Genomic DNA, 15,000 nt, shown 5'->3' with positions numbered 1-15,000 from the left:
CCCACGAACCCCTTGAGGCCAACGCCTCAAGGGGTTTTGTTTTTTCTGGCATCTGGCAAGCAGCACGCGCCCACTGTGGGAGCGGCTTTAGCCGCGAAGAATCCAACGCGGTGCATGGCACCGGCTGCGCCGGTGTTCGCGGGCATGCCCGCTCCCACAGGTACCGCGCATTTTCCGGACCTCGCATCAAAGCGAAAGGGCCGCAGAGCGGCCCCGGAATTCAGCATCTAAGCTGTGATTCAGCACCCTCCCCCGGACGCACGCCCCATGCCTGAAAAACCCCGCCTCGACTGGCAACGCTGGTTACCCGGCCTGGTCACCCTGCTCCACTACCAACCCGCCTGGCTGCCCAAAGACATCGCCGCCGGCCTGGTGCTCACCACCATGCTGGTGCCGGTGGGCATCGCCTATGCCGAAGCGTCTGGCGTACCCGGCATCTACGGGCTGTACGCCACCATCATCCCGCTGCTGGCCTATGCCCTGTTCGGCCCCAGCCGCATCCTGGTGCTGGGCCCGGACTCGGCACTGGCCGCGCCGATTCTGGCGGTGGTGGTGCAGTACGCCGCCAGCGACCCGCAACGGGCAATCGCCATCGCCAGCATGATGGCCCTGGTGGCCGGGGCGTTCTGCGTGATCGCCGGTCTGCTGCGCCTGGGCTTCATCACAGAGTTGCTGTCCAAGCCGATCCGCTATGGCTACATGAACGGCATCGCCCTCACGGTGCTGATCAGCCAGTTGCCCAAACTGTTCGGCCTGTCGGTCGACAGCCAGGGCCCGCTGCGGGATACCTGGAACCTGATCCAGGCCTTGCTCGCCGGCCAGGGCCATTGGCCAAGTTTCGTGGTCGGTGGCGGTAGCCTGGCGCTGATCCTGCTGCTCAAGCCGTTCAAGCGCTTGCCGGGCATTCTCATTGCTGTGGTACTGGCCACGCTGGCGGTAAGCCTGCTGGGGCTCGACCAGCAAGGCGTGAAAGTACTCGGCGAACTGCCGCAGGGGCTGCCCAGTTTCGTGTTCCCCTGGGTCAGCGATATTGACCTGGTGGAGGTGCTGCTCGGCGGCATCGCGGTGGCACTGGTGTCGTTCGCCGATACCAGCGTGCTGTCACGTTCCTACGCCGCGCGCATGAAGACCCCGGTCAACCCCAACCAGGAAATGTTCGGCCTGGGCGTGGCCAACCTGGCCTCGGGGCTGTTCCAGGGCATCCCTATCAGCAGCAGTTCGTCACGCACCCCCGTGGCCGAAGCGGCCGGCTCGCAGACCCAGCTCACCGGCATCATCGGCGCGCTGGCGGTGACGCTGTTGCTGCTGGTGGCGCCCAACCTGATGCAACACCTGCCCAACAGCGCCCTGGCGGCGGTGGTGATTGCCGCAGCGTTAGGCCTGTTCGAGTTTGCCGACCTCAAGCGCATCTTCCGCATGCAGCAATGGGAGTTCTGGCTGTCGTTCACCTGCTTCGTCGGCGTAGCGGTATTCGGGGCCATTCCTGGCATCTGCATTGCCGTGGCGATATCGGTGATCGAGTTCCTGTGGGACGGCTGGCGGCCGCATCATGCGGTGCTGGGACGGGTGGATGGCACCCGCGGTTACCATGATGTGCAGCGTTATCCACAGGCCCGACGCATTCCGGGGCTGGTGCTGCTGCGTTGGGATGCGCCGCTGTTCTTTGCCAATGCCGAGCAGTTCCAGAGCACGGTGATGGCGGCGGTGGATGCATCGCCTACCCCGGTTCAACGGCTGGTGATTGCGGCAGAGCCGGTGACCAGCATCGATATCACCTCGGCGGACATGCTGGCCGAGTTGGACCGGGCGCTGGAGGCGCGGGGGGTGGAGTTGCAGTTTGCCGAGATGAAAGATCCGGTAAAGGACAAGATGCGGCAGTTCGAGTTGTTCGAGCATATGGGGGAGTCGGCGTTTCATCCCACTGTTGGGGCAGCGGTGGATGCCTACCTGGAAGAGAGTGGGGTTGACTGGAAGCCCTAGGTTTTCCTGGGCTGGCCTCTTCGCGGGTAAACCCGCTCCCACAAGAATTGCGTGATCCCATGGGCAACGCGATACCTGTGGGAGCGGGTTCACCCGCGAAGAAGCCCACGCCGCATCCGAAGCCGGTCGATCCAGATCAGCATGGCACTGGCATACACCGACACCGCCAGAAACAGCGCCATGCGCACGCCAAAGGCGCGGTACACATCCTGCCCGCCCGCGCTGTCCTGCACCGACTGCCCCAGCAAGATCAGCATGGTCGTCAGGCAGCTCACCCAGTACGCCGGGCTTTGCCTGGTATCCACCGCACGGTAGAGCCTGCGCCCCTGCCAGAGAACGAAGAGCAGCACCCACAGGAAAAACATCCACAGGTGCACGAACAGGCTCAACGCGCCCCACATCAGTATCGCCAGCAACCCGGCAAGCAAGGTCGAGCCGATCAACTCGCGGCTGGCATGCCGCGCGCGGGTCTCGCCGGCCTGCTGCCCCAGGCTCACTGCCTTCATGATCAGCGGCATGTACTGGTCCGGTGCGATCAGCGCCAGCAAAAAGGCCGGCATGACGATCAGCGTGGCACGCAAGGCGACCCAGCTCACCTGGTCACTGTCGAGCAGAGGCGGTGCCGGTTGCGCCGGCGCATCGGCCGGCTCTGGAAACAGCACATGCGCTGCCGCGGTACCCAGCACCGCTAGCAGCATGCCTTTGGCCAGCGCTTCGACCACCGACAGCGCCAAGCTGAAGTCGCTGGTGCCGGCGGCAGCGATCATGGTCAAGCCGATCACCAGCAAATTGGCCAGCAGGCCGTTGCCGCCTTTCAGCGCATAACGCAAGGTCAGGAAAACCCCCACCCCCACCAGCAACACCCCACTCACCGGGGCATGGCGCAGCAGCGGAATCAGCAGCAGCCCGCTACCGCAGGCAAGCAGCACCAGCACCGCCAGGGCCGGGGCCGCACGCAGGGGCAAGGGCTGGCTGCGCATGGCCAGCAACAACACCGCGAACACCGGCGCCAGGATCGGCACCGGCAAGCCGATGCCGAAACTCACCGCCAGGCACAGCGCCACGCCCCAGGCCAGGCGCAGGGCGCGCAGGCGGCGCAGCTCAATAGGCATACGACAGCCAGCTCATCAGCCACATGAAAAGCCGGCCCAACAGGTTCAAAGGGTTGCCCTCGGTTGGCAGGGCCATGACTTCGGCCTGGCCGCCGACCCGCAAACCGCTCTTGTCCTGCAACTGGTCACGCTCCAGTTCGACGATCACCGGGAAGCGCTGCGCAGAGCGCAGCCACTCGCGGCTGTTCTGCACGGTCGGCAACGTGCCCGGCGGGTTGCTCTGGCCCACGCTCACGCCGTAGCCGATGCTGCGAATGCGCCCCTTCAACACTGTGCCAGGCAGCGCATCGAGCACTACCAGCACCGGGGTTTCTGGGCGCAGCCGACCGAGGTTGTTCTCGGTCATGTCGGCACTTATCCACACGTCATGGATGGCGATCAGGGTCATCATCGGGCTGCCGGCGCCGACATAGTGGCCAACGTCGGTGCGCAGGTCGGTGATCAGCCCGTTTGCATCGGCGCGTACCACGGTGCGCGCCAGGTCCAGCCGGGCTTTTTCCACATTGGCCGCCGCGCTGCGCAGTTGGGCGTTGTCGTCCTGCGCCCCGCCCTGCTGCTCACGGGCCCGCTCCACTTCGGCACGGGCTGCCGCGACCTGGCTGATGGCCTGGTCGCGGTTGGCCTGGGCACCCTCCAGACGGCGCACCGACACCGTGCCCGGGTCTTCATCGATCAGGCGCTTGAGCCGCTCGGCGTCCTGCCGCGCCTTGCGCTCGTTGGCCTGGGCCGCCACCAGCGCCGCCTGGGCCGAGTCGATGCCAGCGGTGTGGGCACCGATCTGCCGGCGTACCGCGTCCAGGTCGGCTTCGGCGCGGGCCAGGGCGATGCGGTACTGCTCCTGGTCCAGTTCGAACAGTACATCGCCCTTGCGTACTTCCTGGTTGTTGCCCACCGCCACACGCTTCACCTGCCCGGCCACCTCGGCACTCACCGGCACCACGTACGCCTGCAGGCGGGCCTGCTGGGTATAGGGCGTGAAACGGTCGGCCAGCAGGTACCACAGCAGGCTCACGGCAATCAGCAGCAGCACCCAGCGCATGCCGCGATCGGGGGCTGGCGGGGGTGGCGTCGGCGTAGCGTCGCTCATTTCGTTTCACCTTGTGCATGTGCGCTGGGGCCCGGCTCATCGAGCAGTTCGCCCCAATCTGTGCGTTGCTGCATCTGCTGGCGGGTGGCCGGGTCGATCGGTGCGCGGCTGGCGTCCCAGCCGCCGCCAAGGGCCTTGTACAACGTCACCAGGCTGCTGACGGCATTACCGCGGCTGACCAGGTAGCCGTCCTGTTGCTGCAGCAGCAGTTGCTGGGCGTCGAGCACCCGCTGGAAGTCGGCAAAGCCTTCGCGGTACTGCGAGCTGGCCAGGCTCAGCGAGCGCTGCGCGGCCTGCGAGGCCTGGTCGCGGATGCTTGCGCTCTGCAGCGAGCGCACCAGCCCGCTGGCGGCATCGTCGGCCTCGCGGGCGGCTTCGCGCACACCTTGGTGATACAGCTCGATCAGCTGCTGCAAGCGGGCATCTTCCACGCGCACGGCGTTCTTGCGCCGGCCGTAGTCGAACGGGTTCCAGATCAGGCTGGGCCCGGCGGCGATGTCGAAGGTATCGGGCAGGTGATTGGCCGTGACGAAGCTCCAGCCGACGCTGCCCAGCAGGCTCAGTTGTGGATAAAGGTCGGCCTCGGCCACCCCGACCAGTGCCGACTGCGCCGCCACCGCCTGCTCGGCGGCGCGGATGTCCGGGCGGCGCTGCAGCAGGCTGGCGGGCACGCCCTGCAGCACGGCACGGTCCGGCAACGGCAACTGGCCGTGGCCGGCATCCAGTTGTGGCAGCGGCCCGGGCGGCCGACCCAGCAGCGAGCACAGCACGTTGCGCAGGGCATTGAGCTGGTTCTGAAACTCGGGGATGGTGGCCTGGGTAGCCAGGTACTGGGTGCGCGCCTGTTGCCAGTCGAGTTCGTCGTTTTCGCCATGACGGAACAGCCGCTCGGTTATCTCCAGGCTGCGCGCCTGGCGGCGGGCGTTTTCTTCGGCGATATCCAGCCGCGCCTCGGTGGTGCGCAGGGCAAAGTAGGTGTCGGCCACCTGCGCACGCAACAGCAACATGGCATCGGCGTAATTGGCCTGGGAGGCGAAGTAGACGGCGTCGGCGCTTTCGATGGCGCGGCTGAAGCGCCCCCAGAAGTCGATTTCCCAGCCGATGTCGAAGCCCACGCTGGATTGCCAGAATACCGAATCACGAGCGGTGGCGGTGCCGGACTGGTCCTGCTTGAGGTACAGGCTCTGGGCGCGCAGCTGCTGCAGCTGTGGATAACGCCCGGTCTGCACGATGGCCAACTGGGCGCGGGCTTCGGCAATGCGCAAGCCGGTCACGCGCAGGTTGCTGTTGTTGGCATCGGCCTCGGCGATCAAGGCGTCCAGGGCCGGGTCGGCGAACACGGCCCACCACTGGCGCAGGTCGGGCGCCGCGACCTGCTGCCCGGCCTGCTCCAGCAGCGGGGTGTTCCAGGTGCTCAGCCATGGGTCCTGCGGCGGCTGGAAATCCGGGCCGACCTGGGTACAGCCCACCAACGTGGCAGCCAGGCTCAGTGCACAACCACAGAGGCGTCCGGGCATGGCAGGCCTTGGCTCACGCCGACGGCTCGACGGGGTTTTCCGGCACCTGCAGCGCCACCCACTGCCAGAACAGTACATAAGTGACGCCCAGGATCACCGGGCCGATGAACAGGCCGATGATGCCTTTGACCACCATGCCGCCCAGTGCCCCGATCAGCACCACCGGCATCGGCACGTCCACCCCGCGCCCCAGCAGCAGCGGCTTGAGCACGTTGTCGGCAAGCCCGGCGACGAAGCTGTAGATGGCGAAGATGATGGTCGCCACGGTAAAGCCTTCGACGTTGAAGATGTAGATGATCACCGGCACCGTGATCAACGTGGCCGGTGCCTGGGCAATCCCCAGCATGAGGATGACGATGGCCAGCATCCCGGCCCCCGGTACCCCTTTGATGACGAAGCCGACACCGATCAGCAGCATCTGGATGAAGGCAATGCCGATCACGCCCTGGGCCACCGCGCGAATGGTGGCGGTGCACAGCTTGGCCAGTGGCTTGCCGCGCTCCTCGCCCGACACCCGCATGGCTATACGCTGCGCCGCGATTTCGCCGCGGTCACCGAACGCCATGATGATGCCCGAGACGATGATCGCCGCGATGAACAACAGGAACGCGCCGCCTGCGCTGGCTGCAGCCCCCAGCACCGTGCGCCCGGCATCCTTGAGCTGGGGCATCCACTGGTTCAGCACACCGGCCATGTTTTCCGAGGCTGCCAGCCACAGGGCATGCACCTTCGGCCCGATCAGCGGCCAGGCCGCCACCGAATCGGGAGGTGCCGGCACGCTCCAGGCACCGCTTTTCAGCAACGTCACCAGGCTGTCCACCGACTCGCCGATGGACATCACCACCAGGTAGATCGGCACCAGCAGCACGACCAGTACCAGCAGAACGACCAGCGTCGCCGAAAGCCCGTCCTTGAGCCCTGTGCGGCGCTGGATGCGGCAATACAGCGGGTACAAGGTCACCGCCAGGATCACCGACCACAGCATCAGCTCCAGGAACGGCTGGAACGTCTGGAAGGCGAATATCACCAGCGCAGCCACCAGGCCGGCCTTGATGAGCACATCGAGCAAGCCCCGCGACAGGCGGCTGTCCAGCTTGATACCCGGTTGCATGCATCACCTCCGAACTCCAGGTGCGCCGTGTGGCGCGATTCAGTGGCCCGCTTCAGGGGTTGCTTGTGACGGGCTGTCGTCACGCAACTGGCGCGCCAGGGCCATCATTACCAACGGCACTACCGCCATCGACAAGGTGATGGCCAGCACCAGCAGGTCATGCACCTGCTGCGCCAGCACCTGATGGTCCAGCGCCAGCTTGAACACCACGAAGGCAAACTCGCCGCCAGAGGCCAGCACCACGCCCAGGCACAGCGCCTGGGCCTGGTTCAGCCCACCCGCCGTGCGGCCCAAGCCATACAGCAGCGGCAACTTGATGACCACCAGCAGCAGGGTCAGCCCCAGCACCATTAACGGCATGCCGAACAGCAAGCGCAGGTCGGCGCTCATCCCCACGCCAACGAAGAACAGCCCCAGCAGCAAACCCTTGATGGGCTCGATCTGGGTTTCCAGTTCGTGGCGGAAAGGCGACTCGGCCATCAACACGCCCGCCAGAAATGCCCCGAGCGCCATCGACACGCCCACGTGCTCCATCACCCAGGCGGTGCCCAGCACCACCAGCAAGGCGGTAGCGGTCGACAGCTCGGGCAGGCCCGAACCGACTGTCCATTTGAAGACAGGGGTCAACAGGTAGCGGCCAAAGATGATCAGCACACCAATGCCAACCACCACCGCCAGCACCGGCCAGGCACCTTCGTCGGCGGTGCTGACATCACCACCGAGCAGCGGCACCACGGCAATCAGCGGGATCGCGGCAATGTCCTGGAACAGCAGGATCGCCACGGCCAGGCGGCCGTGCGGCTTGCCCAGGTCCTTGCGCTCGGCCAGTACCTGCAGGCCAAACGCGGTGGACGACAGCGCAAGGCCCAGGCCCAGCACGATGGCAGCCGGCTTCGACTGGCCGAACAGCCAGTACGCCAGCAGGCCAAGCACTACAGCACTCAGGCCCACTTGTAGCGAGCCGACGCCAAACAGCGCCCGGCGCATGCCCCACAAACGCCGCGGCGAAAGCTCCAGGCCGATGACGAACAGCAACATCACCACACCCATCTCCGACAGGCGTGCCACGTTATCCGGGTTGTTCAGCAGGCCAAATACCGATGGCCCTATCAGGATGCCCGCCAGCAGATAGCCGGGCACCGCCCCCATTTTCAAACGCTGCGCCAGCGGTACCAGAAGCACCACGGCCAGCAGGAACACCACCGTCGCCTGCAACAGGCTGCCATCATGTGGCATAGGCTCGCACCCTCGCTGCTCCCCGCGGGGAGAGATCAGAAACGCTCTTCGACGACTTTGAACGGGTAGTTGACGGCCTTGTATTTGCCGATCTTGCCGCGCTTGGGCAATTTCACCAGCCCGTCACGGGTGATGTCCTTGTAGGGAATGCGCGTCAGCAGATGGCTGATGATATTCAGCCGGGCACGGCGCTTGTCGTTGGAATGGGCCATGAACCATGGTGCCCAGGACGAATCGGAGGCGGCGAACATGTCATCGCGGGCCCGGGTGTATTCATCCCAGCGGGTGTACGACTTGAGGTCCATCGGTGACAGCTTCCACAGCTTGCGGCCATCGTTGATGCGGTCCTGCAGGCGGCGGGTCTGCTCTTCGGCGCTGACCTCCAGCCAGTACTTGATGAGGATGATCCCCGACTCGACCATCATCTTTTCGAACAGCGGCACCACGGTGAGAAACTTGCTGCTCTGTTCTTCGCTGCAAAAGCCCATCACCCGCTCGACACCGGCGCGGTTGTACCAGCTGCGGTCGAAGATCACTACCTCGCCCGCGGCAGGCAGGTGGCCCAGGTAGCGTTGCACATACATCTGGGTCTTTTCCCGCTCGGTCGGTGCCGGCAGCGCCACCACGCGGAATACTCGCGGGCTGACGCGCTCGGTAATGGCCTTGATGGTACCGCCCTTGCCGGCGCCATCGCGGCCCTCGAAGACAATGCACACCTTCAGGCCCTTGGCCACCACCCATTCCTGCAGCTTCACCAGTTCCACATGCAGCTGCTTGAGTGCCTTCTCGTACGCCTTGCCGCCCAGTTTCTCCGGCTGGTCCTTGAGGTCTTTTTTCCTGGACGACTTCGACATGGCACTCTCCTGAGGGCGAATGAAGAGTCAGTATGGTCGATCCATGGCAGTTTGCCGCTTCGCTTGTGGATTTCGCAGGCTTGCTTCTATCTCATTGATTCTGCGAGTGCTGGTGAGTGTTCCGGGGAGGGGGTGGGAGCGGGTTTACCCGCGAATGCGTCATTGAAGCTACCGACGCATTCGCGGGTGAACCCGCTCCCACAAGGTACGGGGGTGCCTTCGAGGCCGAACTACTTGGCCAGTTTGTTGTAGCTGGTCATCAGGTTGCGGTAATCCGGAATATGGTTGGAGAACAGGGTCCCCAGCCCTTCGATGTCGTTGCGCCAGTCACGGTGCAGTTCGCAGGCCACGCCGAACCAGGTCATCAGTTGCGCCCCGGCGGCCTCCATGCGCCGCCAGGCCGAGTCACGGGTCAGTTCGTTGAAGGTGCCGGAGGCATCGGTGACGACAAATACCTCGAAGCCCTCCTCCAGCGCCGACAGTGCCGGGAAGGCCACGCACACTTCGGTCACCACGCCGGCGATCAGCAACTGCTTCTTGCCGGTGGCCTTGACGGCCTTGACGAAGTCCTCGTTGTCCCAGGCGTTGATGTTGCCAGGCCGGGCGATGTACGGGGCGTCGGGGAACTGCTCTTTCAGTTCGGGCACCAGCGGGCCGTTGGGGCCGGTCTCGAAACTGGTGGTGAGAATGGTCGGCAGCTTGAAGTACTTGGCCAGGTCCGACAGGGCCAGGACGTTGTTCTTGAAGCGGTCGGGGTCGATGTCCCTTACCAGCGAGAGCAGGCCGGTCTGGTGGTCAACCAGCAGCACGGCGGCGTTGTTCTTGTCCAGACGCTTGTATTGGAAGGCCATGACGGTTCTCCTTGCTTCAGCGGGTTGGACTATCAGCGTAGGCAAGGATGCGGGGTGGGTGGGACCGTCAGTCGGTTCGCCTGCCGAGGCCGGCGATGGGGCCGCATGGCGGCCCCTGCAATGCTCAGCCGAGCACCTTGCCAGCCACCTCATCGACCGCCGCCTTGGTGATGGCGACGATCTTTTCGGCATCCTCCTGGTTCAGCACCAACGGCGGTGCAAAACCGAGAATGTCACCATGCGGCATGGCCCGGGCGATCATCCCGCGCTCAAGGCACGCTGCCGACACCTGTGGCCCGACTTTCAACGCCGGGTCGAACGCCGTGCGCGCCTCGCGATCGGCCATGAACTCGACCGCGCAAAGCATGCCGTCACCCCGTACTTCACCTACCAGCGGGTGGCCTTCGAAGGTTTCGCGCATGCGCCGGTTCAGGTATGCCCCCACCACTTCGGCATTCTCGGTCAGGTTCTCGCGCTCGAGAATATCCAGGTTGGCCAGCGCCGCCGCCGCGCAGATCGGGTGCCCGGAGTAGGTCCAGCCGTGGCCCATCGGGCCGGCCTTCTGCGAGCCTTCTTCGATCACGTTCCACACCTTCTCACCAACGATCACTGCCGACAGCGGCGCATAGGCGCTGGTCAGGCCCTTGGCCGTGGTGATCAGGTCCGGGCGGATGTCGTAGCGCTGGCTGCCCATCTTCGAGCCCAGGCGGCCGAAGGCGCACACCACTTCGTCGGCGATCAGCAGCACGTCGTAGCGATCGAGCACGGCCTGGATCGCCTTCCAGTAGCCCTTTGGCGGCACGATGATGCCACCGGTACCCATCAGCGGCTCGCCAATGAACGCGGCGACGGTGTCGGGCCCTTCGGCCAGGATCAGTTGCTCCAGCTCGTCGGCGCAATAGCGCACGAAGGCCTGCTCATCCATGCCGGCTGGTGCCTTGCGGTACCAGTGCGGGCAGACCGTATGCTTGACGCCCTCCACCGGCAGGTCGAAATGCTGGTGGAAGCTGGGCAGGCCGGTAAGGCTGCCGGTCATGATGCCCGAGCCGTGATAGCCGCGGTCGCGAGAGATGATCTTCTTCTTGAGTGGGCGACCGAGGATGTTGTTGTAGTAGCGCACCAGCTTGACCTGGGTCTCGTTGGCATCGGACCCCGACAGGCCGTAATAGACCTTTTTCATCCCGGCCGGCGCCCAGTCGATGATGCGGCTGGAAAGCTCGATGATCGCTTCGGTCGAGTGGCCGACATAGGTGTGGTAATACGCCAGCTCCTTGGCCTGGCGATGGATGGCGTCAGCGACCTCGGTACGCCCGTAACCGATGTTCACGCAGTACAGGCCGGCGAAGGCGTCGATCAGTTCGCGGCCTTCATGGTCACGCAGGCGGATGCCTTCGGCACCGGTGATGATCCGGCCCTTGAGCGCGCCGCTGGCGTGGTCATGGGCGTGGGTCGAGGGGTGCATGAAGTGGGCGCGGTCCTGTTCGAACAGCTGGCTGAAATCTTGGCTCATGGCAAACACTCCTTAGAACTGACCGTGGTGGTGCAAGCAAACGTATTTGGTTTCGACGAAGGGTTCGAAGCCCTCGCTGCCGCCTTCGCGGCCCAGGCCCGAGGCCTTCATGCCGCCGAACGGGATGGGGTGGCCGGTGAACTTGACGCCGTTGATCGCCACCATCGCGTGGTCGAGCCGGCGCACCAGCGGGTGCACGATATCGAGGCGGTTGCCGACGATGTAGGCAGCCAGGCCGTACTCGGTGTCATTGGCCATGGTGATGGCCTGCTCCAGCGTGTCGAACGGCATGACCCCGGCAATCGGCGCGAAGTTTTCTTCCTGGTAGATGCGCATCGCCGGCGTGACATCGGCGAGCACCGTCGGCTGGAAGAACCAGCCACCCAGCGCATGGCCCTCGCCACCGACCAGGCGCCGGGCGCCACGCTGCAGGGCGTCCTCGACACGGGCCTGGGTGGCATCGAAGGCGGCCTGGTGCATCAACGGGCCGACCTCTGCGGCCGTCTCCTCACCATCGACCATCGCCGGGCCAACCTTCAGCGCCCGCACCGCTTCGGCGAAGCGCGCCAGGAATGCTTCGTACAACGGCCGCTGCACCATGATCCGGTTGGCCGCGCAGCAGTCCTGGCCAGACGTCTGGAACTTGGCGGCCACGGCCACCCGCACGGCCAGCTCCAGGTCGGCATCGGCGCAGACGATGAATGGCGCGTTGCCGCCCAGTTCCAGCGCCACTTTCTTCACATCCTGAGCCGCGGCTTGCAGCACCAGCTTGCCGACCCGGGTCGAGCCGGTGAAGCTGACCGTCCGCACGCGGCTGTCGCGCACCAGGGTTTCCATGGCCATCTGCGGCTCGCCGATCACCACGTTGAACACCCCCGGTGGGAAGCCGGCGTCCTCTGCCAGCTGGGCCAGGGCCAGCGCCGAGAACGGTGTTTCGTGGGCTGGTTTGACCACCACCGTGCAGCCGGCCGCCAACGCCGCAGCCGCCTTGCGGGTGATCATGGCGCTGGGGAAGTTCCACGGGGTGAGCAGCGCGCAGACCCCGACGGGCTCCTTCAGCGTACTCAGCTGGGCACCCGGAATATGGCTGGGGATGGTCTGCCCGTTGAGGCGCCGGGCCTCCTCGGCAAACCAGGGAATGAAGCTTGCCGCATAGGCGATTTCACCGCGTGCTTCGGCCAGCGGCTTGCCCTGTTCCTCGCTGAGAATGCGCGCCAGAGCCTCCTGGTGCTCGAGCATCAATTCGGCCCAGCGCCGCAACAGCGCAGCGCGGCTGTCCAGGCTCTGCTGACGCCAGGCCGGGAAAGCCCGCTGGGCGGCATCCACCGCGGCGACGATCTGCTCATGGTCGAGCAGCGGCACATGGCCGATGACCTGGCGGTTGGCCGGGTCATGCACGGCGACGCTGTTGCCACTGTGGCTGTGCAGCCATTGGCCATCGACGTGGCACAGGCTGTTGAATGGGTAGTGGTGTGACATGACTGTTCTCCATACCTCGTTGTCGTGGCGCCAGGTTCAGGCCAGTACGTCGGCGATCACCGCCAGGGTGTCGCCGCACTGCACCAGGCCGGGAAAGTGCCGGGCTGCGAGCAAGCCATTGCGTCGGGCGCGGTACTCGACCGGGGCGCTGCCGGTGCGGCGGATGTCATGGATACGGGCGATCACTTCGCCCTGGCTGACCGTTTCGCCCAGGTCGCGGCACATCTCCAGCAAGCCGTCGTGCTCGCTGGCGATGAAGCAATCGCCATCGGGCATGTCCAGCAGGGTTGTCTCGCCCTGCTCCACTTCGCCGGCGAGGATGCCGGCGTGAATCAGCACATTGCGCACGCCGCGCTCCGCCAGGGCCACGCTTTTCGCCGTGGAGGTGCCACCACCGCCCAGTTCGGTGGTGATGAACACCTTGCCCTGCTCTTCTGCCGCGGTGTCGTACATCGCCTGCGCATCCAGCTCGAGCATGCGCATGCTGTAGGGCGCGGCGAAGGCCTGCATGCCGGCTTCACAACGGGCCTGCTGGGCCTTGTCGGGCAGCACATGGCATGCAGCGAACGGCAGGAAGTCGAGGGTGCGACCACCGGAGTGGATGTCCAGGACGATATCGGCCAACGGCAGCAAGGTGCGGCGGAAATAGTCGGCGATCTTTTCCGTCACGCTGCCATCAGGCCGGCCAGGGAAGCTGCGGTTGAGGTTGCCCCGGTCGATCGGCGAGGTGCGGGTGCCCGCCTGGAACGCCGGTGTGTTCATGAACGGCACGATGATCACCCGCCCGCTTACCTGCCCGGCCTGCAGCTGCTGGGCCAGCTTGCTCAGCGCCACAGGGCCTTCGTATTCGTCACCGTGATTGCCACCCGTGAGCAAGGCTGTCGGGCCATTGCCGTTCCTGACCACCGTCAGCGGAATCATCACCGCCCCCCAGGCCGAGTCGTCACGCGAGTACGGCAGCTTGAGGAAGCCGTGCTGCACGCCGTCCTGCTCGAAATCCAAGGTACAGGTGATGGGGTTGGCCACCGTGGCGGCGGCCTGTGCGATCGCATTCATGGGTCAGTCCTTCACGAACAGCTGGCGCGGCACGTTGCACAGGGTCTCGACCCCGGTCTCGGTGATGAGGATGCTTTCGGTGATCTCCAGGCCCCAGTCGTCCATCCACAGCCCCGGCATGAAGTGGAAGGTCATGCCCGGTTGCAGCACGCTGGTGTCGCTCGGGCGCAGGCTCATGGTGCGCTCGCCCCAATCTGGCGGGTAGCTGATACCGATCGGGTAACCACAGCGGCTGTCCTTGTGTATGCCGAACTTCTCCAGCACGCGGAAGAACGCCCTGGCGATGTCACCGGTGGTGTTGCCTGGCCGCGCGGCATCGAGGCCGGCCGCGATACCTTCGACCACCGCCTTTTCGCCATCGAGAAAGTGTTGCGGCGGCTTGCCCAGGTACACGGTGCGCGACAGCGGGCAGTGGTAGCGCTTGTAGCAGCCGGCAATCTCGAAGAACGTGCCGGCGCCGCGGGTGAACGGTGAATCGTCCCAGGTAAGGTGCGGCGCGCTGGCATCAGCGCCAGTCGGCAACAACGGCACGATGGCCGGGTAGTCGCCGCCATGGCCATCGACACCGAGGATGCCGCTGCGGTAGATCTCGGCTACCAGCTCGTTCTTGCGCATGCCGGGCTCGATGCGTTCCAGGATGCACCCGTGCATCTGTTCGACGATGCGCGCGGCGATACGCATGTATTCGATTTCCTGCGGCGACTTGACCGCCCGCTGCCAGTTGACCAGCCCGGCGGCATCGCTGAAACGCGCCTGTGGCAGGTGCTTGCACAGCGCCTGGTAGGCCGCCGCGCTGAAGTAGTAGTTGTCCATCTCGACGCCGATGCTCAGGCCGCCCCAGCCCTTGGCCAGAATCACCTCCTGGCACAGGTAGTCCATCGGGTGGCGCTCGCGTGACTGCACATAGATGTCCGGGTAGCCGACGATGTTGTCGTGCTGCATGAACACCGTGCGCCTTGCGCCATTGGCGTCCTGGCCGCGGCCAAACCAGATCGGCTCGCCATCGAGCGCCAGCAGCACGCACTGGTGCACATAGAACGACCAGCCGTCATAGCCGGTAAGCCAGGCCATGTTCGATGGATCGGTAACCAGCAAAAGCTCCAGGCCCTGCGCCTGCATGGCAGCGCGGGTCTTGGCCAGGCGCTGGGCGTACTCCTGCCGACCGAACGGCAGGTTGACCACTGTCTGTGACATACGGATGCCCTTC

General features: G+C 65.3%; 12 protein-coding genes. 1 reads left to right on the top strand and 11 read right to left on the bottom strand.

The window, feature by feature from the left end:
* Positions 1-267: 267 nt before the first annotated feature.
* The gene (locus ABIB24_RS03445; RefSeq protein WP_354316132.1) at positions 268-1,980 is read left to right on the top strand and encodes a SulP family inorganic anion transporter; all 1,713 of its coding nucleotides are present in this window, start codon (positions 268-270) and stop codon (positions 1,978-1,980) included.
* Positions 1,981-2,069: 89 nt separating this feature from the next.
* Here ABIB24_RS03445 and ABIB24_RS03440 read toward each other — a convergent pair whose 3' ends face one another.
* The 11 genes from ABIB24_RS03440 to doeA all read right to left on the bottom strand — a co-directional run bounded on the left by ABIB24_RS03440 (position 2,070) and on the right by doeA (position 14,987).
* Positions 2,070-3,092, bottom strand: a complete 1,023-nt coding sequence (locus tag ABIB24_RS03440; protein WP_354316131.1) for a DUF2955 domain-containing protein — start codon at positions 3,090-3,092, stop codon at positions 2,070-2,072.
* Entirely contained in the window at positions 3,082-4,179 is a 1,098-nt protein-coding gene (locus ABIB24_RS03435) for an HlyD family secretion protein (RefSeq protein WP_137162976.1), read from the bottom strand. The genes ABIB24_RS03440 and ABIB24_RS03435 overlap by 11 nt, the downstream gene beginning before the upstream one ends.
* Positions 4,176-5,696 (bottom strand): efflux transporter outer membrane subunit, encoded by a 1,521-nt coding sequence (locus ABIB24_RS03430; protein WP_137162975.1) that lies wholly within the window; start codon positions 5,694-5,696, stop codon positions 4,176-4,178. The genes ABIB24_RS03435 and ABIB24_RS03430 overlap by 4 nt, the downstream gene beginning before the upstream one ends.
* 13 nt (positions 5,697-5,709) lie before the next feature.
* Positions 5,710-6,807, bottom strand: coding sequence for an AI-2E family transporter (locus ABIB24_RS03425; protein ID WP_025337674.1), 1,098 nt, complete (start codon positions 6,805-6,807; stop codon positions 5,710-5,712).
* Positions 6,808-6,846: 39 nt separating this feature from the next.
* A complete protein-coding gene (locus tag ABIB24_RS03420; protein ID WP_354316130.1) occupies positions 6,847-8,043 on the bottom strand; it encodes a monovalent cation:proton antiporter-2 (CPA2) family protein in 1,197 nt (398 codons plus the stop codon).
* Positions 8,044-8,078: 35 nt separating this feature from the next.
* On the bottom strand, positions 8,079-8,897 hold the full coding sequence (ppk2, locus tag ABIB24_RS03415; RefSeq protein WP_075043745.1) for a polyphosphate kinase 2: 819 nt from the start codon (positions 8,895-8,897) through the stop codon (positions 8,079-8,081).
* Positions 8,898-9,127: 230 nt separating this feature from the next.
* A complete protein-coding gene (gene ycaC, locus ABIB24_RS03410; RefSeq protein ID WP_010951959.1) occupies positions 9,128-9,748 on the bottom strand; it encodes an isochorismate family cysteine hydrolase YcaC in 621 nt (206 codons plus the stop codon).
* Between the two features lie 124 nt (positions 9,749-9,872).
* Entirely contained in the window at positions 9,873-11,258 is a 1,386-nt protein-coding gene (locus ABIB24_RS03405; RefSeq protein WP_025337671.1) for an aspartate aminotransferase family protein, read from the bottom strand.
* 12 nt (positions 11,259-11,270) lie between these two features.
* Positions 11,271-12,737 carry an NAD-dependent succinate-semialdehyde dehydrogenase gene (locus ABIB24_RS03400; protein WP_354316129.1) on the bottom strand — a complete coding sequence of 489 codons (1,467 nt, stop codon included), beginning with the start codon at positions 12,735-12,737 and terminating at the stop codon, positions 11,271-11,273.
* 36 nt (positions 12,738-12,773) lie between these two features.
* Positions 12,774-13,793 (bottom strand): N(2)-acetyl-L-2,4-diaminobutanoate deacetylase DoeB, encoded by a 1,020-nt coding sequence (gene doeB / locus ABIB24_RS03395; RefSeq protein WP_025337669.1) that lies wholly within the window; start codon positions 13,791-13,793, stop codon positions 12,774-12,776.
* A 3-nt stretch (positions 13,794-13,796) separates the two neighbouring features.
* Positions 13,797-14,987: an ectoine hydrolase DoeA gene (gene doeA, locus ABIB24_RS03390; protein WP_085601899.1), complete on the bottom strand. Its 1,191-nt coding sequence runs from the start codon at positions 14,985-14,987 to the stop codon at positions 13,797-13,799.
* Positions 14,988-15,000 lie beyond the last annotated feature (13 nt).

Source organism: Pseudomonas sp. UYEF17, assembly GCF_040546125.1.
GTDB classification, from domain to species: Bacteria; Pseudomonadota; Gammaproteobacteria; order Pseudomonadales; family Pseudomonadaceae; genus Aquipseudomonas; species Aquipseudomonas putida_Z.
This window is presented reverse-complemented; position numbering and strand designations above follow the sequence as displayed.